The organism is Williamsia sp. 1138 (assembly GCF_002095435.2).
Taxonomy (GTDB): domain Bacteria; phylum Actinomycetota; class Actinomycetes; order Mycobacteriales; family Mycobacteriaceae; genus Williamsia.
The window spans coordinates 51,049-69,348 of sequence record NZ_MJEJ02000026.1 but is presented as its reverse complement, the minus strand read 5'-3'; the positions used below and the strand labels follow the sequence as shown (position 1 = coordinate 69,348).

The following is an 18,300-nucleotide window of genomic DNA, read 5'->3' as shown; positions in this document are numbered from 1 at the left end:
GGGCCGTGCTCGGCGATGGCGGTGGTGAACATGTCGATCGCGGCGGGCTTGTTTTCGGTGTACTCGATGCGCCAGCAGACCGGGTGGCGGGAGAACACGTCGATCGCGAGGTAGAGCTTGTAGCGGTCGTCGTTGGTCGGGCCGTGCAGGTCGGTGATGTCCCAGGACCACAACTGACCCGGGCCGCTGGCATGAATGATTGGTTTGGATCGACTGTGGTTGCCGGGGCTGCTGTGGTGGCCGCGGCGGCGGTCACCGACCGTGCCGTAGCGCGCAGCGATCCGGTAGAACGTGCGTGGTGAGCAACCGATCTCACGCTTGTCGAAAGCGCGCCAATATGTTTGCTGCACAGACAGATCCGCGTATTCTTCACGGTTCAATATCTCGACAATGACCTCTTCTTCGGTGGCGGTCAGCGCAGCCGGCTGGAACCGCTGCGTGTGCGGCACCGGATCCTGGACCGGCTTGTAATGACGGTAACCGCGCTCGATCCGGTAGTAGGTCGAGCGAGCCAGACCGGTCAATGCGCATGCGGCTTTGACCCCGATCCAGGTGTGAGTGGCCAAGGCGGTGACCAACTCGGTCAGGAAAGATGATGTCGCTTGAGCCAGGCCTGGTACTGCTCGGCGCTCATCAACGCCGGTGGGATCTGCGGACCCTCGTCCTCGGTCGAGCTCTTGGTGATCCCGTCCAAGAGCTCGAAGGCTTTTCCCATGATCTCCAACGCCGCCTCGGACTGGGCGTTCTTCTTCTCCAACCGGGCGACTTTGGCGCGCAACCGGGCCAGCTCAGCGCGGTCTTGGCTGTCCATGCGGTCCCTCGTTTTGTCGGCGGCAGCGACCATCGAGTCACTGAACGCACCAGACTCGCGGGCCTCTAACCACTCTCGCACGGTCGCCCGAGTCAGGTTGTACTCACGCATCAACCGAGTCTTGGCGCCGCGTTGCACCGCCAGGTCCCAGCGCTGCAAAAACGCAACCCGGAACGCGATCGGGAACGACCGCCGCCCCTTCGCTGACCGTCCAATCGGGATATCGATCGGGGTATCCAACAAATCCATGTCACACTCCATCCCCACCACCCCTACCACACCTTGTGTCTTACGACCAGGATGGCAGAGAGGGTGCAACGAGTGGGTTTGCCCAGAACGGGTGGGTTTGTTTGTGGTGCCGGGGTTTAGCGGGCGCTACCGGAACCGGTACGGCTGGTGCTGGTGCGACGGCTGCCGCCCTGGCCGGTGTGTCCGCGGGTGCGGCCGTTCTCGGCGCGGCCACCTTCGGATCGGGCGCTCTGTCCGCGACCGCGACCTTCGTACGGCGCAGAGCCGTTGGCGGTCGGACGGGCCGGACGACGACCGCCGCCGGAGCGGCTGCTGCCGGGTGCCTTGGCGGTCCGGTTCGGAACGTTCGTGACGGCCGGGGGTGCCACCAGGTCGGCAGGTTCGCCGACGAGTGCCTTGAGCTGCTCGGAGTCCGAGGTCACCTTGATCGGTGTCGCCTTGATCGCGGCCTTGCGGAGCAGCTGCGACATGTCGCGGCGCTGTTCCGGCAGGGTCAGGGTGACCACGTCGCCTGCGCTGCCTGCGCGGGCGGTACGGCCCGAACGGTGCAGGTAGGCCTTGTGCTCGGTGGGCGGATCGACGTGGACGACCAACTCGACATCATCGACGTGAACGCCGCGGGCGGCGACGTCGGTGGCGACGAGCACGCGGGCCTTCCCGCTGGAGAAGGCCAGCAGGTTACGGTCGCGCGCGCCTTGGGAGAGGTTGCCGTGCAGGTCGACACTGGGGATTCCGGCATCGGTGAGCTGCTTGGCCAGCTTGCGGGCCTGGTGCTTGGTGCGCATGAACAGGATCCGGCGACCGCGGCCCGAAGCGAGGGCGAATACGACGCCCTTCTTCGAATCCTGGCCGGACACCTCGAAGATGTGGTGGGTCATCGCCGAGACGTGCGAGGTGGCCTCGTCGACCGAGTGCATGACCGGCTGATCAAGGAAGCGCTTGACCAGCTTGTCCACGCCGTTGTCCAACGTCGCCGAGAACAGCAGACGCTGTCCACCGGTGGGGGTGGCGGTGAGGATGCGGGTGACGCCGGGCAGGAAGCCCAGGTCAGCCATGTGGTCGGCCTCATCGAGAACCGAGATCTCGACGCGGTCCAGACGCACGAGGCGCTGGCGCATGAGGTCTTCGAGGCGGCCGGGGCAGGCCACGACGATGTCGACGCCGCCGCGCAGCGCAGAGGCCTGACGGCCCTGCGGCACGCCGCCGAAGATGGTGGTGACGGTCAGGCCGAGGGCTGCTGCCATCGGCTGGACGACCGCGGTGATCTGCGTCGCGAGCTCGCGGGTCGGAGCCAGGATCAGGCCGCGGGGCCGTCCGGCGCCCGCAGAGGTGCCTTCGGCGAGCCGGGCGACCATCGGGATGGCGAAGGCCAGGGTCTTGCCGCTACCGGTCTTTCCACGACCGAGGACGTCACGTCCCGAGAGGCTGTCCGGCAGGGTGTCGGCCTGGATGGGGAAGGGGGCGGTGATGCCGCCGGCGGTCAGTACCTTGACCAGGCGCGGTGGGACGCCGAGATCGGCGAACGAAGCCGTATTCGGGGCGGTTGCAGTGGAATTCAAAACAGGAGTCATCAAAAAATCACGTTTCCGTTTTACGCGGTGTCTCGAGCACGATTCACCGCTGGTGGGCGCGACTGCCGCACGCCTGGGCCGGTTCAAACTCGGCCACCGGTGTGGGTGGGCAGTAACGATCGCCGTGTGAATAGCTCAGTGGGTTTGATCGACTCGTAACGATGGCACCGAATCTCTTCGGTGGCCGAATCACGAGGAAGCAGTTCCACGACGGTTCCGCGCATTTGGCGCGGAGTACCCGACAACTATAGCCCGCAGTTGGGGCAAAAGTGGTCTCGGGGGAGGCGTGAGGTGAGTCTCACCCCACTGGACAACTTACGGTTCCGGAACCTACGATGGCGTAAGTTACGTACCCGTAGGTTGCTCTCAGCTTCGACGCTGACCCTCCGTGAAGAGTACCCAGAGGAGTTTTTTCGATGGCGATTTCCGATATTCCCGAGTACGCCCATCTGACCGACGCCGATGTCGAAGCCCTCGGCGCGGAGTTCGACGCCATCCGTCGCGACATCGAGGCCGACCGTGGCGAACGCGACGCCAAGTACATCCGGAACACGATCCGATTCCAGCGCACCCTCGAGCTGTCCGGCCGGGCCCTGCTGTTCGGGGCTCGCAACCGAAAGTTGTGGGCTCTTGGTGCCGGCGCTCTCGGTGTCTCCAAGATCGTGGAGAACATGGAGCTCGGTCACAACGTCATGCACGGTCAGTGGGACTGGATGAACGACCCCGAGGTGCACTCGACCAGCTGGGAGTGGGACAACACCGGGCCATCGGCGCATTGGAAGCACACCCACAATTACATCCATCACAAGTACACCAACGTCCTCGGCATGGACGACGACGTGGGCTATGGCCTGATCCGCGTCACCCGCGACCAGCGCTGGAAGCCCTTCAACCTGGGCAACATCCCTTTCAACACGTTGCTCATGCTGTTCTTCCAGTACGGCGTCGCCGTCCAGCATCTCGAGCTCGGTCGCGTCGCCGCCGGCAAGCATCCGAATCCGGAGGCCTTCAAGAAGGACCTGAAAGACGTCGGTATCAAGGTCGGCAGGCAGATCAGCAAGGACTACGTCGTGTACCCGGCACTGGCCGGCGGCGCCAACCGTTCCTGGAATGCCTGGGGACGGGCGATGACCGCGACCTTCGCCGGCAACACCATCCGCAACATCTGGACCAACGCCGTGATCTTCTGCGGCCACTTCCCGGACGGCGCAGAGAAGTTCACCAAGCGCGACATGGAGAACGAGACACAGGCGCAGTGGTACCTACGGCAGATGCTGGGCAGCGCGAACTTCAATGCAGGCAAGACGATGGCCTTCATGAGCGGAAACCTCTGCTACCAGATCGAGCACCACCTTTTCCCGGACCTGCCGAGCAACCGCTTGGCAGAGATCTCGGTTCGGGTCCAGGCGCTGTGCGAGAAGTACGACCTGCCGTACACGACGGGTCCGTTCCTGGTGCAGTACGGAAAGTCGTGGCGGACGATCGCCAAGTTGTCGCTGCCGAACAAGTACCTGAAGGCCACGGCCGACGACGCACCCGAAACCGCGTCCGAGCGACGCTTCAAGAGTGATCCCGAACAGCGTTTGGTTGCGGCCATCGACCCGGCGACCGGTCGGCGCAGCGGTCTGCGCAGCGCAATCAAAAACCTTCGCCGCAAGCGGTCTCCCGTGACCAGGCTGCGCCGCGCGCAGGCCGACGGGGTCCGAGCTGCGTGATCTATGTCTCCGGTTCGCCAGTACACCGGAACGCGTGGACAATGAATCAACACATCACGTCCAGGCCCGCGGCGGGCTGGTCGAACACGAGCGGGGGCGCCGCAAGCCCCGGGGACTACGCCGGCGAGGAGTGAGCACGCGCAATGGCAATCACTGACATCAATGAATACGCACACCTGACCGAAGCCGACGTCGAAGCACTCGGCGCCGAACTCGATGCGTTGCGACGCGAGATCGAATCGGATCGCGGTGTGCGCGACGCACGGTATCTGCGTCGAACGATTGCGGCACAGCGCATTCTGGAGGCCGGCGGTCGACTGACATTGCTGGGCAGTCGCAATCGCGGGTTCTGGCTTGCGGGAACCGCGATGCTGTCGGTGGCCAAGATCATCGAGAACATGGAACTCGGCCACAACGTCATGCATGGCCAATGGGACTGGATGAACGATCCGGAGATCCACTCGACGTCCTGGGAATGGGACATGGTCTGTGCCTCCGAACACTGGAAGCACTCCCACAACTACATCCATCACAAGTACACAAATGTGCTCAACATGGATCACGACGTGGGTTACCGGCTGCTCCGGGTCACGCGCGACGAGCCGTGGCAGTGGAAGCACCTCCCGCAGCCGCTGGCGAACCTGTTCTTGGCAGCCACGTTCGAGTGGGGCATCGGGCTGCACGACCTGGAGATCAAGGAATACCTGGCGGGCAACAAGCCGAAAGAGATCGCGGTTCCCCAGATCAAGGCGTTCGGCAGGAAGGTCGCGCGGCAGCTGGCCAAGGACTTCGTCATCTTCCCGCTGCTCTCCGGCAAGGCCGCGCGTAGCACGTTGACGGCGAACCTCACGGCCAACGTCATCCGGAACTTCTGGGCGTACGTCGTCATCTTCTGTGGGCATTTCCCCGACGGCGCCGAGAAGTTCACGGAAGAGACGCTGGTCGACGAGACCCATGGTCAGTGGTACCTGCGGCAGATGCTCGGCACCGCGAACTTCAAGGCCGGGCCCGCGATGGCGTTCATGAGTGGCAATCTCTGCTACCAGATCGAGCACCACCTCTACCCGGACCTGCCGTCCAACCGTTACGCCGAGATCGGCGTCCGGATCCGGGAGCTGTGCGAGAAGTACGACCTCCCGTACACCACGGGGTCCCTGTCTCGGCAGTACTGGCAGACGTTCCGGACCATCAGCAAGCTGTCTCTGCCCGACCGCTTCCTGACCGCGACGTCGGACGACGCGCCGGAGACCGCGTCGGAGAAGAAGTTCTCCGGTTTGCGCGCGGCTGCGGCCGTCCGGGGCAAGCAGTTGGCGGCGGCGGGCGAAGAGAAGCGAGTCGGTCTCAAGACCGCGATCGCCGAGGTTGCCGCACGACGAAAAGCAGTGCACGCCAGCTAAGTTTCAGACGCTCCACAAATCCGAAGACGCTCCACAAATTTGTGGAGCGTCTTTGTATTTGTGGAGCGTCTGCGGATCAATCCCAGTGGTTGGCGACGCTGAGGGAGACGAGCAATTCGCGCACGGCCATGGCGCGGCGGTGGTGCTGACCGGTCAGCGCGTCGAGGGCGCATTCCGGATCGGCCGGGGGACCGAGGTGGGTGCAGCCCCGGGGGCAATTCTCGATCGCGGCGCTCAGATCGTCGAACGCCCGAATGACGTCTTCGGGCCCGATGTGGGCGAGTCCGAACGACCGGATGCCCGGGGTGTCGACGGCCCAGCCGCCGCCGGGTAACGGCAAGACGACCGATTGGGTCGACGTGTGCCGTCCCTTGCCGACACCGGACACAACGGCCGTCGCCCGATAGGCGTCCGGGACGAGCCGGTTGATCAGCGTCGACTTGCCGACGCCACTGTGCCCGATCAAGGCGGTGATCTTGCCCGCCAGCAGTTCTTGGGCGGGTTCGATCGGGTCGTCGCGTCCGGCGATCAAGACCGGCAGATCGAGGTCGGCGAATGCGGCCCGGAACGAGTCGGGATCGGCCAGGTCGCCCTTGGTCAGGCACAACACAGGCGTGAGTCCACCGACATACGCGGCAGCCAGGGCCCTTTCGACGAATCCGGTGCGTGGCGGGGGATCTGCGAGGGCCGTGACGATGAGGAGCTGGTCGGCGTTGGCGACGACGATCCGCTCGTAGGGATCGGTGTCATCGGCTGTGCGTCGCAAGACGGTTCGGCGCTCGGCGACCCTGACGATCCGAGCGAGCGTGTCGGTTCTGCCGGACAGGTCGCCGACGACCGACACGTCGTCGCCGACCACGATCGGGGTCCGTCCGAGTTCGCGTGCCCGCATGCACACCACCCGGGTACCGGGATCGTCTTCGAGCACAACACCCCACCGGCCACGGTCGACCGAGACCACCATCGCGGTTTCGGCATCGTTGTGTTCCGGACGGGTCTTCGTTCGTGGACGACTACTCCTGCCCGGGCGCACCCGGACATCAGACTCGTCGTACTGCCGCTTGCTCAACCGCGGATCATCCCGGCCCACATCGCAGGAAAGTCGGGGAGCGTCTTCTCGGTGGTCTGCACGTCGTCCACCTGAACACCGTCGGTCACCAGCCCGATCAGCGCACCCGCGGTGGCCATCCGGTGATCTGCGTAGGAACGCCAGAGCCCCGCGTGCAGCGGGGCAGGGTCGATGATGAGCCCGTCGGAGGTCTCGCGGCACCCGCCGCCGAGCCTGGTGATCTCGGTGACCAGTGCGGCGAGGCGATCGGTCTCGTGCCCGCGCAGATGTGCGATCCCAGACAACTCCGAGCGTCCGTCGGCCAGGGCGCACATCGCGGCGACCGTGGGTGTCAGCTCGCCGACGGCGCTCATGTCCCACGAGATTCCCTGCAACGCTTCCGGTCCGGTGGTCGTCAGGAGGCCGTCCACCACCGTGCTGCGGCAGCCCATGACTTCGAGGATGTCGACGATGACCGCGCCGGGTTGGGTGGTGTGGCTCGGCCACCGGGGGACGCTGACCTGCCCGCCGGTCACGGCGGCCGCGGCCAGGAACGCCGCCGCATTCGACAGATCCGGCTCGATCTGCCAGTCGACCGCGCGGACCGGTCCGGGTGCGATGTGCCAGCGGTCGGCGACCGACGTGTCGACCTCGACGCCGGCGTCGCGCAGCATGCCGATGGTCATCTCGATGTGCGGCATGGACGGAACCGGCTCGCCCACGTGATGGACGGTGAGGCCCTCGGTGAACCGGGCGCCGGAGAGCAGCAGTCCGGACACGAACTGCGAGGACGCCGAGGCATCGACGGTGACGTCACCTCCGCGTACCGCGCCGCCACCGCGAACGGTGAACGGCAATGCGCTGCCGTCTACATCTACGCCGAGGTCGCGCAGCGCGTCGAGGATGGTGTGGAGCGGGCGGCTGCGGGCCTGCTCGTCGCCGTCGAACTCGACCTTGCCGTCGGCGAGTGCGGCCAGGGCGGGTACGAAGCGCATGACGGTTCCGGCCAGACCGCAATCGATCACTGCGCCGTGCATCGATGCCGGGGTGATCGTCACCCGGGTGGGGTCGGCCGGATCGGTGTGGACACCCACACCGAGCGACTCGAGGGCGGAGAGCATCAGATCGGTGTCGCGACTGCGCAGCGTGCCCGCCAGGGTCGATGGGCCGTCGGCGTGCGCGGCGATGACCAGTGCCCGGTTGGTGATCGACTTGCTGCCGGGCAGCGTCACCGTGGCGTGCACAGGCGCCGGAGCGTACGGGGCATTCCATGCATTCACCCGGTCAGTCTTTCACGTGCCCACGTCACCGCCCCAGATCGTTTCCTCGTCCGATGGTTGACCTGCTGGAATGGAGTACGTCGAATGATGGACAACCCGGGGTTTTCGCGCGGTTCGGCCGCTATGTTCTTTTCATGAAACTTGGCATCCACCGCAGCGGCGCAGCGATCGCCGTCTGTGCGGCAGCACTTTTGACCCTGTCGGCATGTTCGAGCGATTCGTCTGACTCCTCGGATTCGTCTCAGAGCGCGGCCCCGGCGAGCAGCGCCGGGCCCACCGCGGCCGAACTCGACGCCCGCGCCGAAGACCTGATGCTCGCCGAGTCCGATTTTCCCGGCGGCGGTGAGTACGTCGTGCTGGACAAGGCGGCCATCGACGCCGACGAGGACTCCGACCCCGAGGTCACTCCCGCGAACTGTGCGACCATCGCGGAGATGGATGAGGGCACCGACCAGTTCGACAAGGCCAGGGTCGAGTACACCCTGACGGACGGCACCAGCATCGAGACCGAGGTGATGCTCGGACAGAACGGCAGCCTCGACAAGGTCGCGAGCGACATCGAGTCCTGCCCGGCGATGACCTTGCGTGGTCCGACCGACAACGGAGCAGAACTCGTCGCGGAGATGGAGAACTCCGTCGAAGACGTCGAAGGGAGCACGGTTCCGGCCAAGACCCTCGTGAGTACCGGCACCGCCACGGTGGGCGCCGACAGTGTTCCGATCACCATCCGGTCGACCGGTGCCTACGTCGTCGGCACGACCGTGAGCGTCCAGGTCTCGTTGACCGGTGAGGGTGCCGCGAACTGGAACAGCGACGACGAGGCGATCGTCGTCGATCTCCTCAACAAGCAGATCGCGAAGGTCCAGGAGGCCGCGGCCCAATAGCCGGTTCACCGATACTGAACAACGGGCGCCCCTCGACTCGGTCGGGGGGGCGCCTCGCCGTGTCGGTGATGTCGGTTCGCGGGTGGATAATGGGTCCCATGTGCGGGCGATACGCCACGACGGCGAGTACTTCTGATCTGGTTGCGGCCTTCGATGCCGCCTTGGCCGAAGATGACGCGAGCACGCTGGACCGGCCGTCCTACAACGTCGCTCCGACCACGACGGTGCCGACGGTCCTGGAGCGGGCGGAGCGGTCTGATCCGGAAGATGCCGACTCCGAACCCGTCGTGACCCGGCAGCTACGACCCCTGCGCTGGGGTCTGGTGCCCAGCTGGGCGAAAGACCCCAAGATCGGCAGCCGCATGATCAACGCCCGGTCCGAGACCCTGACCGAGAAACCGTCGTTCAAGGCTGCAGCAGCGCGGCGACGCTGCATACTTCCCGCGGCGGGGTTCTTCGAATGGACCAAGGACGCCGACGGCAAGAAGATCCCTTACTTCCTCCACGACCCCGACACACCCATCCTCGGATTTGCCGGCCTGTACGAACTGTGGCCCGACCCCGACAAGGCCAAGGACGATCCCGATCGCTGGCTCTGGACGACCACCGTCATCACCCGCCCGGCCGCGGATGCGCTCGGCCACATCCACGACCGCACCCCCGTGATCGTGACGCCGGAACTGCAAGACCAATGGCTCGATTGCACCAGTGGAAAGGCCGACTTGGCCCGCGAATTGCTCGACGCCCTGCCCGAACCGCACCTCGAGCCCTACCGGGTCTCGACGGACGTGAACAACGTACGCAACAACCGCGCCGACCTCATCGAGCGCGTGTGAGCACCCGGAGCACCCCGAATCCCCTCCAGGTCGTCAAATACCTGCTCGGCAGGCCGCTTCCGGAGTCGATGCGCGACTGGGTTGTGCGCGACGTGACAGGACCGGGCAGCAGACGCCGCTACATCATCCGGGGTGTGTTGCCGTTCGTACCGATCCTGCTCGCCTTCGCGCTGCTGGTTCCCGGTCCGTTCGTCTACCGCATCGGCATGATCGCGCTGCTGCTGATCCCCTTGGTGTACTTCGAGATCGCCCTGATGAGCATCTATCGGCGACATCTGTTGACCAGTAACGGACTCGACGGAAGCCTCATCGATGTCAAGCGCCAGGCCCGGCGCGAGGTCACCAGGAGCGAGTACGAGGCCAACTACCCGCGCAAGCCGGACTGAGCGAACCCGCTCAAGCCGTCACCAGCAGGCGGCCCGGGGCCGCTTTCGCCGCCACCGCGGCGTGGGCCTTCTCCACCTCGGCAAGAGGGAACTCGCCGGCGATGCGCAACGGGAGTCGCCCGGCTGCGACGTCGATCAGCAGTCCTGCCAATTCCGTGCCGTCGGCGTGGACGGAAACGGCCTCGACCTCGATCTCTCGTTCTGACGGTGGTACGGCGGCCGGGATCAAACCGACGTACTGGCCGGCGTCGACGATGACTGTGAAGAGATCGGTTCCGATGACGGCGGGGTCGAGCACCGCATCGAACCGTTGTCCCTGCACGTCTTCGAGCGATGTCGCGACGACGTCGGCGCCCGATTCCCGGAGGCGTTCGGCATCGTCGGCTTTGCCCAGAGCAGTCACGGTGAGCCCCCGCCGGGCCGCGAGGGGTATGGCATAGCTACCGACACCGCCGGACGAGCCGGTGACCAGCAGGGTCTTTACCTGCGGACCCAGCAAGGCGATGGCCTGGGCCGCAGTCTGGGCGATCAGTGGTACCGCAGCGGCACGGGTGAGGTCGAGGCCGGCCGGCAGGGGTGCGATCGCGTCGGCGTCCAGAACCACTTGTTCGCTGTACGTTCCGATGTCGGCGTCGAATCCGGTGCGCAATCCGACGACCTCGTCACCGGGACGGAATGCTCCGACCTCGGCCCCGACGGCGTCAACGACTCCAGAGACGTCCCACCCGATCCCGACGACAGCGTCCGGTGGGAGCAGGCCGAGGTCGTGGAACATTCCGTCCGCGGTGGACAGATCCACCGGGTTGACCGCGGCGGCCCGTACCCGGATCCGCACTTGCCCGGTGCCGGGTTCTGGAGTGGCGATGTCGGTGACCCGCAGGTCCTGGTTCCCCGTGGTGAGTACTGCGCGCATGAGATGTCCTTTTCATCGGGTGATTGACTCTTGCGAAAACCACCTTGACGCTGGCACTCTCTATTGGGAAGTAGGCACCTAAAAGTGCGTAACTGACCTGAAAGTGAGTCCTGATGGCCACGACTACCGCCTCCGCGCGCCGAGACCAGGCCAAACGCGAGTACGACGCGTATGTGGCCGCATGTCCGAGTCGAATGCTGTTGGACCGGGTGAGTGACAAATGGGTGTCGCTGGTGCTGGTCGCACTCGGTGACGGGACCCTGCGGTATTCGGAGCTCTCCCGCCGATTGGCAGGGGTCAGTCAGAAGATGCTGACGCAGACTCTGAGAGCACTCGAGCGAGACGGCTTGGTCGAGCGCAACGTGACCGCGAGTGTGCCGGTGCGGGTGGACTACTCGCTGACACCATTGGGAGATTCGTTGCGGGAGTTGATGTACGGGGTCAAGCTGTGGGCCGAATCCAATATGGATGAGGTGTTCGAGGCGCGAGCCCGCTACGACGAGCGGTGACCTTCAGGCGAGGATGTCGCCGACGACGGCGGCGCACACCCTGATCAGGTCGTCCGGGGCGAGCTCGATCTCCAGACCGCGCTTGCCGGCGCTGCAGAACACGGTGTCCCAGAGGTGCGCGCTGTCGTCGATGACTGTCGGGAGTGTCTTCTTCTGGCCGACGGGCGAGACACCGCCGAGTACATAACCGGTCACCCGCATGACGTCCTTCGGGTCGGCCATCATCGCTTTTCCGGTGAGGTTCAAGGCTGCGGCGGCCGACTTGAGCGACAACCGCTCGGGAACCGGGATCACTGCCACCGCAAGCGTGCCTCCGACGTCGAGGACGAGCGTCTTGAAGATCTGTTCAGGTACGGCTCCGACGCCGGCCATGTGCTCGACGGCCTCGGGTCCCCATGCGCCGTCAGAGGCCGTCGCGTACTTGTGAACACGGTGGTTGATCCCGCCCAGGTCCAGAGCCTTGATCGCCGCTGTTGCCGCCATAGCCGGTCATTCTCCCAGGCGATTTAGATGCAGCGTCGGCGAAAGTGGACATATCCGGAACAAGCCACCTCGGCGCGGTGTTGAGTCATCTGCGAAGGAGGTGTGGTGTGCACAGTAACTCGGAACAGACCGGGTCGGTAGGCTTGCTCGACAGACTTGATTTTCCCGCGGGTCTTGAAGGGATTGTCGTGACAGAAGCCGAAGCCACAGCCGAGACACCGGAAGAGCAGTTCGCCCGATTCGAGCGTGATGCGCTGCCGTTGCTCGATCAGATGTACGGAGCCGCACTGCGCATGACGCGCAATCCCGCGGACGCGGAAGATCTGGTGCAAGAGACCTATGTGAAGGCGTTCACCGCCTTCAAGTCGTTCAAGGCCGGTACCAATCTGAAGGCCTGGTTGTACCGCATCCTGACGAACACCTACATCAACGGATACCGGAAGCGGCAACGGCAGCCTGCGCAGTATCCCACCGACGAGATCACCGACTGGCAGTTGGCTGCGACAGCAGAGCACACCTCCACCGGGTTGCGTTCGGCCGAGATCGAAGCGCTCGATGCGCTACCGGACGACGACATCAAGGCGGCTCTGCAGGAGTTGCCCGAAGACTTCCGGATGGCTGTGTACTACGCCGACGTGGAGGGTCTGCCCTACAAGGAGATCGCCCAGATCATGGACACCCCGATCGGTACCGTCATGTCGCGTCTGCACCGTGGTCGCAAGCAGTTGCGAGAACTACTCGGTGATGTCGCGCGCGAGCGTGGATTCAACAGAGGAACTCCCGGCCAAGGCGCCGGCGGCCAGTCCGACCAGGAACAGGAGGTTGCCCGATGAGCACCGGAGACGTAACGGGCAGCGGATCGCCCGAAGAGATCGACGAAGCGGAGCGACTCGATTGCTCGGCGGTCATCGCGGACGTCTGGCTGCTGCTGGACAACGAGTGCGACACGCACGCCCGCGCACGCCTGCAGTCACACATCGACACCTGCGCGCCCTGCCTCGAGCACTACGGCATCGAACAGCAGCTGAAGAGTCTGGTGAGCCGTAAATGTGGCGGTGAGCAAGCTCCGGCCGGTCTGCGGGAGCGGCTGACCCTGGAAATTCGAAAGACCGTGATCATCCGCGAGACGCGCGGATAGTTTTCACTTCCTTCGCGCGCGGGACGATCACGGCCTGACAAAAGGGCCGAGCCCCGGTGAGGACCAACACCGATCAGGCGTTGGGACGCTTACCGTGGTTCGCGGCATTCTTCTTGCGGGCCCGCTTCTTACGTCCACGCTTTCCCATGGCAGTCTCCTTTCGACAGCGATCCATTGTGACACGAGTAGTGGCATCGGCTGAAATGCGGCAACGCCCCGAGGCCGAGACAGGACGTGGCTGTTGCGGAAACCGGCCGACGCCGTCGCGATGAATCGGCTGCGCGCTTCGGTGCGATAGGTTGATACCGGAACACCAACTCCGGGAGGATGGCGATGTCAGAAGAGGTCGTGGCAGAGATCGTGGCGAGCGTTCTCGAAGTGGTCGTCACCCCCGGTCAGACGGTGGATGCGGGCGACACTTTGGTGCTGCTGGAATCGATGAAGATGGAGATCCCGGTGCTGGCCGAAGAGGCGGGCACGATCACCGAGGTCAAGGTCAAGGTCGGCGAGGTCATCCAAGCCGGCGATCTCATCGCCGTCATCGAGAATTGAGAACTGCGGAACACTGAGACGACGGTAGGTCCCGTTCCTCATGTCGACCCTGTCCGAACTTCTGGCCGAACACACCGAACTGATCGGTTCCGCGGGTGCACACCTGCAACGGGTGGTGGCCGAATGGCAGCTACTGGCCGACCTCTCGTTCGCGGATCTGCAGTTGTGGGTCCATTCCCAGCGGGGCAGCAGCACTGCATACGGCGATGACGCCGCGCAGATGGTGTGCGTCGCGCAGTGTCGCCCGAACACGGCGCCGACGGTCTTTCCTTCCGATGTGGTGGGTACCTCGATAGCTCTCGGAGACAACCCGCAGGTTTTCGGAGCCCTGGCATCCGGCCGTATCCTGCGCGAAGAGGATCCGACCTGGGTCGGTTCGGTGGCGATCCGGCGAGAAGCGGTTCCGGTCCGGTTCGAGGGCGCCGTGATCGCGGTGCTTGCCCGGGCGATCAATCTGACGCAGCCGCGGTTACCCTCACCGCTCGAGGTGTCCTACCAGGACTGCGCCAATGACTTGTGCCAAATGGTGTCCGAAGGGACCTTTCCGCAGTACGAGGGCAACCCTCGCGGCCTGTCGACCCCGAGGGTGGGCGACGGCCTCATTCGTGTCGACGAACACGGTGTTGTCCAGTACGCGAGCCCCAACGCCCTGTCGGCCTACCACCGCATGGGGTGGAACTCCGAGCTTGGTGGAAACGATCTCGCGGACGTCACGGTCTCACTGCTGACCGACCCCTTCGAATCGGAGGAGGCCGCGGCGATGTTGCGGGCCGCCGTTGCCGGGGAGGCCGGGATGCGGATCGAGGCGGATGCCCACCGTGCAACAGTGCTCATCCGGGCGGTGCCGCTCCGCCCGCGGGGCGCCCTCGTGGGTGCGGTCATCCTCGTGCGCGACGTGACCGAGGTCAAACGTCGGGATCTCGCCCTGATCAGCAAAGACGCAACGATTCGCGAGATCCACCACCGCGTGAAGAACAATCTGCAGAGTGTGTCCGCGCTGCTGCGGCTCCAGGCCCGGAGGACGTCCAACGCAGAGGCCAAACACGCGCTCGGCGAGGCCGTCCGTCGGGTGGCATCCATCGCGCTGGTCCACGAACTGCTGTCCGGGAGTGTTGACGAGGAAGTCGACCTCGACGTCGTGATCGACCAGTTGGTGCCGGTGATGGCGGATGTGGCATCCGGGGGCAGTCAGGTCACCGTGCGGCGGATCGGCAAGATCGGTGTTCTGAAGTCGGATCTCGCGATGCCGATGGTGATGGTGCTGACCGAATTGATACAGAACGCGGTGGAACACGGTTTCGCGCCGGAACAGTCCGGACGGGTGCTCATCGACACCTCACGTAGCACTCGTGAGCTCGTCATAACCGTGCACGACAACGGAATCGGCTTGCCAGACGGTTTCGACCCGTCGAAGTCGGAGCGGCTGGGACTGCAGATCGTGCACACCCTGGTGCAGATCGAACTCGCCGGCCAGCTCGAACTCCGAGGTGGTCCGCACGGCGGCACCGAAGCGGTCCTGACCGTGCCGCTGCGCTGAATTACGTTGTGCTGACAGTGGTTCAGAGCGCAGTCGCGCAAAAGCCCTCGGGCCCTAGAACAACACGAACCCGGTGGCATGTGCCACCGGGTTGGTTGTCTGTTTTGGTGGTCTTTGGGCTGTCACCACCCGCTCGGTGTTTAGACCGAGCTGCGGGTGCGGCTGCGTGCGTTACGCCGCTTGAGCGCACGACGCTCGTCTTCGCTCATCCCGCCCCAAACGCCTGCGTCCTGTCCCGACTCCAGTGCCCATGTGAGGCAATCAGCTGTAACCGGGCAGCGGTTGCAGACGAGCTTCGCATCAGCAATTTGCGCGATAGCCGGGCCACTGTTTCCCACCGGGAAGAACAGCTCCGGATCCTCGTCGCGACAAATTGCGTTGTGACGCCAGTCCATCCTACTGCTCCTTCAGGCGCCTCTTCGCGCCGCTCGTAACCGTCAGTTCATGTGTGCGTAGGTTTTGTTTCCGCACTGTTGCTTGTGAATACTTTCACGAATCCAGATGAAGTCAATGGTGTTGCGTTAACACGTGGGCAATATCACTGTGTAGGGGGTGCCTTCATGGGTCCACCCACCTTTGTACTACTCTGCCGCCGGTTACGCCCGTGATTTACGGCAGAAACCGGGTGTGACCTCGGACTCCTCCTGTGTGAAGAGTCACTGCTTCACGATTTGGGAGCGACAACCTCGACCGCGGCGGCCCGGCAATGCACCGTCAACGCGGTCCGTGTTCCAAGGTATTCGCCATCCATCTGCATGTCGATGGGTTCAGTGCTGGTGATTTCCACGGCGTCCACATCGTCGGCCCGCAGCAGATGCCGAACATGGGGTGTGGATCGCTTCGAGAGCAGTTGCCGTGCGAGCGGCAGATTGCGGATCGGGTTCATCGACCGCGAGGCGAAGACGCCGAGACGGTTGTCGAAGTTGGTGCCGGGGTTGGTCTCGATGGGCCGGGTACCCAGATAGGTCCAAGGGCTCGCGTTCGAGACGAACGCGAAGTGCACCCCGTCGACAGGATCGGCGTCGGGTATCCGCACGGTCAGCGTCGGTGTGTCGCGCGCAGCGCCGATGAAGGTCCGCACGGTCGTCCAGAAATATCGGCCCGCCGTGGCCTGATGCCCAGCCGTGCGCTGCTCCTCGATCGACTTGATGACCCGGGCGTCCACACCGAGTCCGGCATTGAACAGGAACCACCGATTGTCGGTGTGCCCCAAGCTGACTCGCCGTCGCTGGCCCGTCGCGAGCAGATCCACGAGCTGTCCGGTCGCCTTGAGCGGGTCCGGATCTATGCCCAGCGCACGCGCGAAGACGTTCGCGCTACCGCCCGGAACCACGGCGAGCGCGGGTGATGGAGGACCGACTGCCGGCACGGCGGGGGAGTCGAGGAGTCCGTTGACGACCTCGTTGACGCTGCCATCGCCTCCGTGCACGACCACCACGTCATATCCTTCGGCCCGAGCAATCGCCGCCAGTTCGCCGGCATGACCACGATGCGTGGTGTGCTCGACGGTGACGTCGAAGCCGTTCGAGGTGGTGACCGCGTCGCCGGGACGCCGCAACGATGCGGTCAGGGTGTCACGCAGCGCGTCCCGGCCGGCCTCGGTTGTCGAGGTGGCGAAGGGGTTGACGATCAGCATCGCGCGCACGAGAAGTGAGCCTAGCGGCAGACCGCGCGGTCGTCCCCTTTCCGCTGCGTGTGCAGCCCTTCGCAGTCCTCTGGCGGACGTGCGCTCAGCGGCAACCACTACGCTGGTCCGCGTGTCTGAAACTCCTCCTCCCCTCAATGTCCGCCGTGCCGGCGCGATAGTCACACTCGAAGGAGTGCTCGCTGTCGGGGCCGCGATCTGGATGGTGATCAGGGAGCTGATGGGTCACAAAGAAGACTTCATCAGCGGATACGGCACTGCGGCGTGGTTCGCGATACTCGGTGGCGGCGTGTTGGCGGGCGGTGTCGCGCTGCTGACCGGGCGGCGCTGGGGTCGTGCGATCGCGGTGGTGGCACAGATCCTTCTCTTACCCGTCGCGTTCGCGTTGATGACCGACAGCAACCTTCCGCTGATAGGCACCCCGTTGCTCGTGGTACTCGTCGCGGCGCTGGTCTGTCTGTTCAGTCCGTCGGCGATGAAGTGGTTTGCGGCGGCCTACGAGATCGATCCTCCGGCGCAGGACGTCGATGATCCCGCGCCGCCGTTGAGGAAGGCCCCCGCGAAGAAGAAAAAGCGCTCCTGACCGGATTCGGGGTCCTTGTCGCTCGTCGGGGACGTCAGAGCGACGTGCGGACGTGCGCCGGACGTCCGGCGTCCACGTAGTCGGCGCTGCGATAGCCGGTGATCCCCATCGATTGGATCTGCCGGGTCTCACCGTCGAAGCCGAGGACCGCCACCGACGCCGGGAGCATGGCGAAATGCGCACCGAACTCCACAGGCGAACCGATCCACCGAGCGAGCAGTGATCGGGAGAAGTGCCCGTGTCCGATCACGACGACGGACCTGGTGAGCAGGCAATCCAACAGCTCGCCGATGACACTGTCCATCCGGTCGCTCATCTGCGCGGGTGATTCTCCGCCGGGGCCGCCCCGGCTCCATACCGTCCATCCGGGATCGCTCTCGCGGATCTCCGGCGTGGTCAGGCCCTCATAGGTGCCGTAATCCCACTCGGAGAACTCCTCGCCGGTCCGGCTGATCTCCAGGCCCGCCAGTTCTGCGGTGTGCATGGCGCGCCGCCGTGGCGAGGAGAGCACCAGCGGGTCGGTCAGCAGGAGTTCGTCGAGGGGTTCGCGCAGACTCCTCGCCTGCTCTTCGCCGAGTTCGGTGAGGGCTATGTCACTCGATCCGGTGTGTTTACCGGTCTTGGACCACTCCGTTTCGCCGTGTCGGATGAGGATGAGGCGATGAATGGCCGAGCCGGAAGCAGTCACTCCAGACATTCTGCCCGGTTGACGCATAGGGTCAAGGAAATGGAGAGTGCTGCTCGAGGCGAAGGGGGTCAGGGA

21 protein-coding genes are annotated in these 18,300 nt (G+C 64.8%); 11 read left to right on the top strand and 10 right to left on the bottom strand.

Going from position 1 to position 18,300, the window contains the following annotated elements; genetic code table 11:
- The 3 genes from BH683_RS03870 to BH683_RS03860 form a co-directional block, all read right to left on the bottom strand.
- On the bottom strand, positions 1-578 hold a 578-nt coding region (locus tag BH683_RS03870; RefSeq protein WP_143695939.1), incomplete at its 3' end, for a DDE-type integrase/transposase/recombinase.
- A 5-nt stretch (positions 579-583) separates the two neighbouring features.
- A complete protein-coding gene (locus tag BH683_RS03865) occupies positions 584-1,060 on the bottom strand; it encodes a hypothetical protein (RefSeq protein WP_084834288.1) in 477 nt (158 codons plus the stop codon).
- A 116-nt stretch (positions 1,061-1,176) separates the two neighbouring features.
- Positions 1,177-2,631: a DEAD/DEAH box helicase gene (locus BH683_RS03860; RefSeq protein WP_084834943.1), complete on the bottom strand. Its 1,455-nt coding sequence runs from the start codon at positions 2,629-2,631 to the stop codon at positions 1,177-1,179.
- Positions 2,632-3,047: 416 nt separating this feature from the next.
- On the opposite strand from BH683_RS03860, the gene BH683_RS03855 reads away from it, so the two are divergent.
- On the top strand, positions 3,048-4,346 hold the full coding sequence (locus BH683_RS03855) for a fatty acid desaturase (RefSeq protein ID WP_084834942.1): 1,299 nt from the start codon (positions 3,048-3,050) through the stop codon (positions 4,344-4,346).
- Between the two features lie 143 nt (positions 4,347-4,489).
- The gene (locus BH683_RS03850) at positions 4,490-5,743 is read left to right on the top strand and encodes an acyl-CoA desaturase (RefSeq protein WP_084834941.1); all 1,254 of its coding nucleotides are present in this window, start codon (positions 4,490-4,492) and stop codon (positions 5,741-5,743) included.
- Between the two features lie 76 nt (positions 5,744-5,819).
- On the opposite strand, the gene rsgA is transcribed toward BH683_RS03850, so the two are convergent.
- Positions 5,820-6,812, bottom strand: coding sequence for a ribosome small subunit-dependent GTPase A (gene rsgA / locus BH683_RS03845; RefSeq protein WP_084834959.1), 993 nt, complete (start codon positions 6,810-6,812; stop codon positions 5,820-5,822).
- Complete coding sequence (aroA, locus tag BH683_RS03840; protein WP_084834940.1) at positions 6,809-8,071, bottom strand: 3-phosphoshikimate 1-carboxyvinyltransferase; 1,263 nt, start codon at positions 8,069-8,071, stop codon at positions 6,809-6,811. Before aroA ends, rsgA begins: the two co-directional genes overlap by 4 nt.
- Positions 8,072-8,205: 134 nt before the next feature.
- On the opposite strand from aroA, the gene BH683_RS03835 reads away from it, so the two are divergent.
- The 3 genes from BH683_RS03835 to BH683_RS03825 all read left to right on the top strand — a co-directional run bounded on the left by BH683_RS03835 (position 8,206) and on the right by BH683_RS03825 (position 10,177).
- The gene (locus BH683_RS03835) at positions 8,206-8,955 is read left to right on the top strand and encodes a hypothetical protein (protein ID WP_143695967.1); all 750 of its coding nucleotides are present in this window, start codon (positions 8,206-8,208) and stop codon (positions 8,953-8,955) included.
- A gap of 98 nt (positions 8,956-9,053) precedes the next feature.
- Positions 9,054-9,791 (top strand): SOS response-associated peptidase, encoded by a 738-nt coding sequence (locus tag BH683_RS03830; protein WP_084834958.1) that lies wholly within the window; start codon positions 9,054-9,056, stop codon positions 9,789-9,791.
- A complete protein-coding gene (locus tag BH683_RS03825; protein WP_084834938.1) occupies positions 9,788-10,177 on the top strand; it encodes a DUF5313 family protein in 390 nt (129 codons plus the stop codon). Before BH683_RS03830 ends, BH683_RS03825 begins: the two co-directional genes overlap by 4 nt.
- Before the next feature lie 10 nt (positions 10,178-10,187).
- Here BH683_RS03825 and BH683_RS03820 read toward each other — a convergent pair whose 3' ends face one another.
- Positions 10,188-11,090: an NADP-dependent oxidoreductase gene (locus BH683_RS03820; RefSeq protein ID WP_084834937.1), complete on the bottom strand. Its 903-nt coding sequence runs from the start codon at positions 11,088-11,090 to the stop codon at positions 10,188-10,190.
- 113 nt (positions 11,091-11,203) lie between these two features.
- Between BH683_RS03820 and BH683_RS03815 the strand changes: the two genes are divergently transcribed.
- Positions 11,204-11,599, top strand: a complete 396-nt coding sequence (locus BH683_RS03815) for a helix-turn-helix domain-containing protein (RefSeq protein ID WP_084834936.1) — start codon at positions 11,204-11,206, stop codon at positions 11,597-11,599.
- 3 nt (positions 11,600-11,602) lie between these two features.
- Here BH683_RS03815 and BH683_RS03810 read toward each other — a convergent pair whose 3' ends face one another.
- Positions 11,603-12,082 (bottom strand): aminoacyl-tRNA deacylase, encoded by a 480-nt coding sequence (locus BH683_RS03810; protein ID WP_084834935.1) that lies wholly within the window; start codon positions 12,080-12,082, stop codon positions 11,603-11,605.
- Positions 12,083-12,225: 143 nt separating this feature from the next.
- Here BH683_RS03810 and BH683_RS03805 point away from each other — a divergent pair, with 143 nt between their 5' ends.
- The 4 genes from BH683_RS03805 to BH683_RS03790 all read left to right on the top strand — a co-directional run bounded on the left by BH683_RS03805 (position 12,226) and on the right by BH683_RS03790 (position 15,309).
- The gene (locus BH683_RS03805) at positions 12,226-12,915 is read left to right on the top strand and encodes a sigma-70 family RNA polymerase sigma factor (RefSeq protein ID WP_281492283.1); all 690 of its coding nucleotides are present in this window, start codon (positions 12,226-12,228) and stop codon (positions 12,913-12,915) included.
- Positions 12,912-13,220, top strand: coding sequence for a mycothiol system anti-sigma-R factor (rsrA, locus tag BH683_RS03800; protein ID WP_084834933.1), 309 nt, complete (start codon positions 12,912-12,914; stop codon positions 13,218-13,220). Before BH683_RS03805 ends, rsrA begins: the two co-directional genes overlap by 4 nt.
- A gap of 333 nt (positions 13,221-13,553) precedes the next feature.
- A complete protein-coding gene (locus tag BH683_RS03795) occupies positions 13,554-13,772 on the top strand; it encodes a biotin/lipoyl-binding carrier protein (protein ID WP_084834957.1) in 219 nt (72 codons plus the stop codon).
- 40 nt (positions 13,773-13,812) lie between these two features.
- The gene (locus tag BH683_RS03790) at positions 13,813-15,309 is read left to right on the top strand and encodes a histidine kinase N-terminal domain-containing protein (RefSeq protein WP_084834932.1); all 1,497 of its coding nucleotides are present in this window, start codon (positions 13,813-13,815) and stop codon (positions 15,307-15,309) included.
- A 140-nt stretch (positions 15,310-15,449) separates the two neighbouring features.
- Here the strand turns inward: BH683_RS03790 and BH683_RS03785 are convergent, their stop codons facing one another.
- Positions 15,450-15,704 (bottom strand): WhiB family transcriptional regulator, encoded by a 255-nt coding sequence (locus tag BH683_RS03785; RefSeq protein ID WP_023955875.1) that lies wholly within the window; start codon positions 15,702-15,704, stop codon positions 15,450-15,452.
- Positions 15,705-15,973: 269 nt separating this feature from the next.
- Positions 15,974-16,945: a diacylglycerol kinase family protein gene (locus BH683_RS03780; protein WP_084834956.1), complete on the bottom strand. Its 972-nt coding sequence runs from the start codon at positions 16,943-16,945 to the stop codon at positions 15,974-15,976.
- A gap of 121 nt (positions 16,946-17,066) precedes the next feature.
- On the opposite strand from BH683_RS03780, the gene BH683_RS03775 reads away from it, so the two are divergent.
- The gene (locus tag BH683_RS03775; protein WP_084834931.1) at positions 17,067-17,537 is read left to right on the top strand and encodes a hypothetical protein; all 471 of its coding nucleotides are present in this window, start codon (positions 17,067-17,069) and stop codon (positions 17,535-17,537) included.
- A gap of 34 nt (positions 17,538-17,571) precedes the next feature.
- Here BH683_RS03775 and BH683_RS03770 read toward each other — a convergent pair whose 3' ends face one another.
- Entirely contained in the window at positions 17,572-18,234 is a 663-nt protein-coding gene (locus BH683_RS03770; RefSeq protein WP_084834930.1) for an acid phosphatase, read from the bottom strand.
- Between the last annotated feature and the right edge of the window lie 66 nt (positions 18,235-18,300).

Bases quoted from the DNA above. Each gene is read 5' to 3' on its own strand.
- BH683_RS03795 (WP_084834957.1), top strand. From the start codon at position 13,554: ATGTCAGAAGAGGTCGTGGCAGAGATCGTGGCGAGCGTTCTCGAAGTG.
- BH683_RS03860 (WP_084834943.1), bottom strand. From the start codon at position 2,631: ATGACTCCTGTTTTGAATTCCACTGCAACCGCCCCGAATACGGCTTCG.
- BH683_RS03830 (WP_084834958.1), top strand. From the start codon at position 9,054: ATGTGCGGGCGATACGCCACGACGGCGAGTACTTCTGATCTGGTTGCG.
- BH683_RS03810 (WP_084834935.1), bottom strand. From the start codon at position 12,082: ATGGCGGCAACAGCGGCGATCAAGGCTCTGGACCTGGGCGGGATCAAC.
- BH683_RS03850 (WP_084834941.1), top strand. From the start codon at position 4,490: ATGGCAATCACTGACATCAATGAATACGCACACCTGACCGAAGCCGAC.
- BH683_RS03835 (WP_143695967.1), top strand. From the start codon at position 8,206: ATGAAACTTGGCATCCACCGCAGCGGCGCAGCGATCGCCGTCTGTGCG.
- BH683_RS03855 (WP_084834942.1), top strand. From the start codon at position 3,048: ATGGCGATTTCCGATATTCCCGAGTACGCCCATCTGACCGACGCCGAT.
- BH683_RS03780 (WP_084834956.1), bottom strand. From the start codon at position 16,945: ATGCTGATCGTCAACCCCTTCGCCACCTCGACAACCGAGGCCGGCCGG.
- rsrA (WP_084834933.1), top strand. From the start codon at position 12,912: ATGAGCACCGGAGACGTAACGGGCAGCGGATCGCCCGAAGAGATCGAC.
- BH683_RS03815 (WP_084834936.1), top strand. From the start codon at position 11,204: ATGGCCACGACTACCGCCTCCGCGCGCCGAGACCAGGCCAAACGCGAG.
- BH683_RS03865 (WP_084834288.1), bottom strand. From the start codon at position 1,060: ATGGATTTGTTGGATACCCCGATCGATATCCCGATTGGACGGTCAGCG.
- BH683_RS03820 (WP_084834937.1), bottom strand. From the start codon at position 11,090: ATGCGCGCAGTACTCACCACGGGGAACCAGGACCTGCGGGTCACCGAC.
- BH683_RS03770 (WP_084834930.1), bottom strand. From the start codon at position 18,234: ATGTCTGGAGTGACTGCTTCCGGCTCGGCCATTCATCGCCTCATCCTC.
- BH683_RS03790 (WP_084834932.1), top strand. From the start codon at position 13,813: ATGTCGACCCTGTCCGAACTTCTGGCCGAACACACCGAACTGATCGGT.
- BH683_RS03785 (WP_023955875.1), bottom strand. From the start codon at position 15,704: ATGGACTGGCGTCACAACGCAATTTGTCGCGACGAGGATCCGGAGCTG.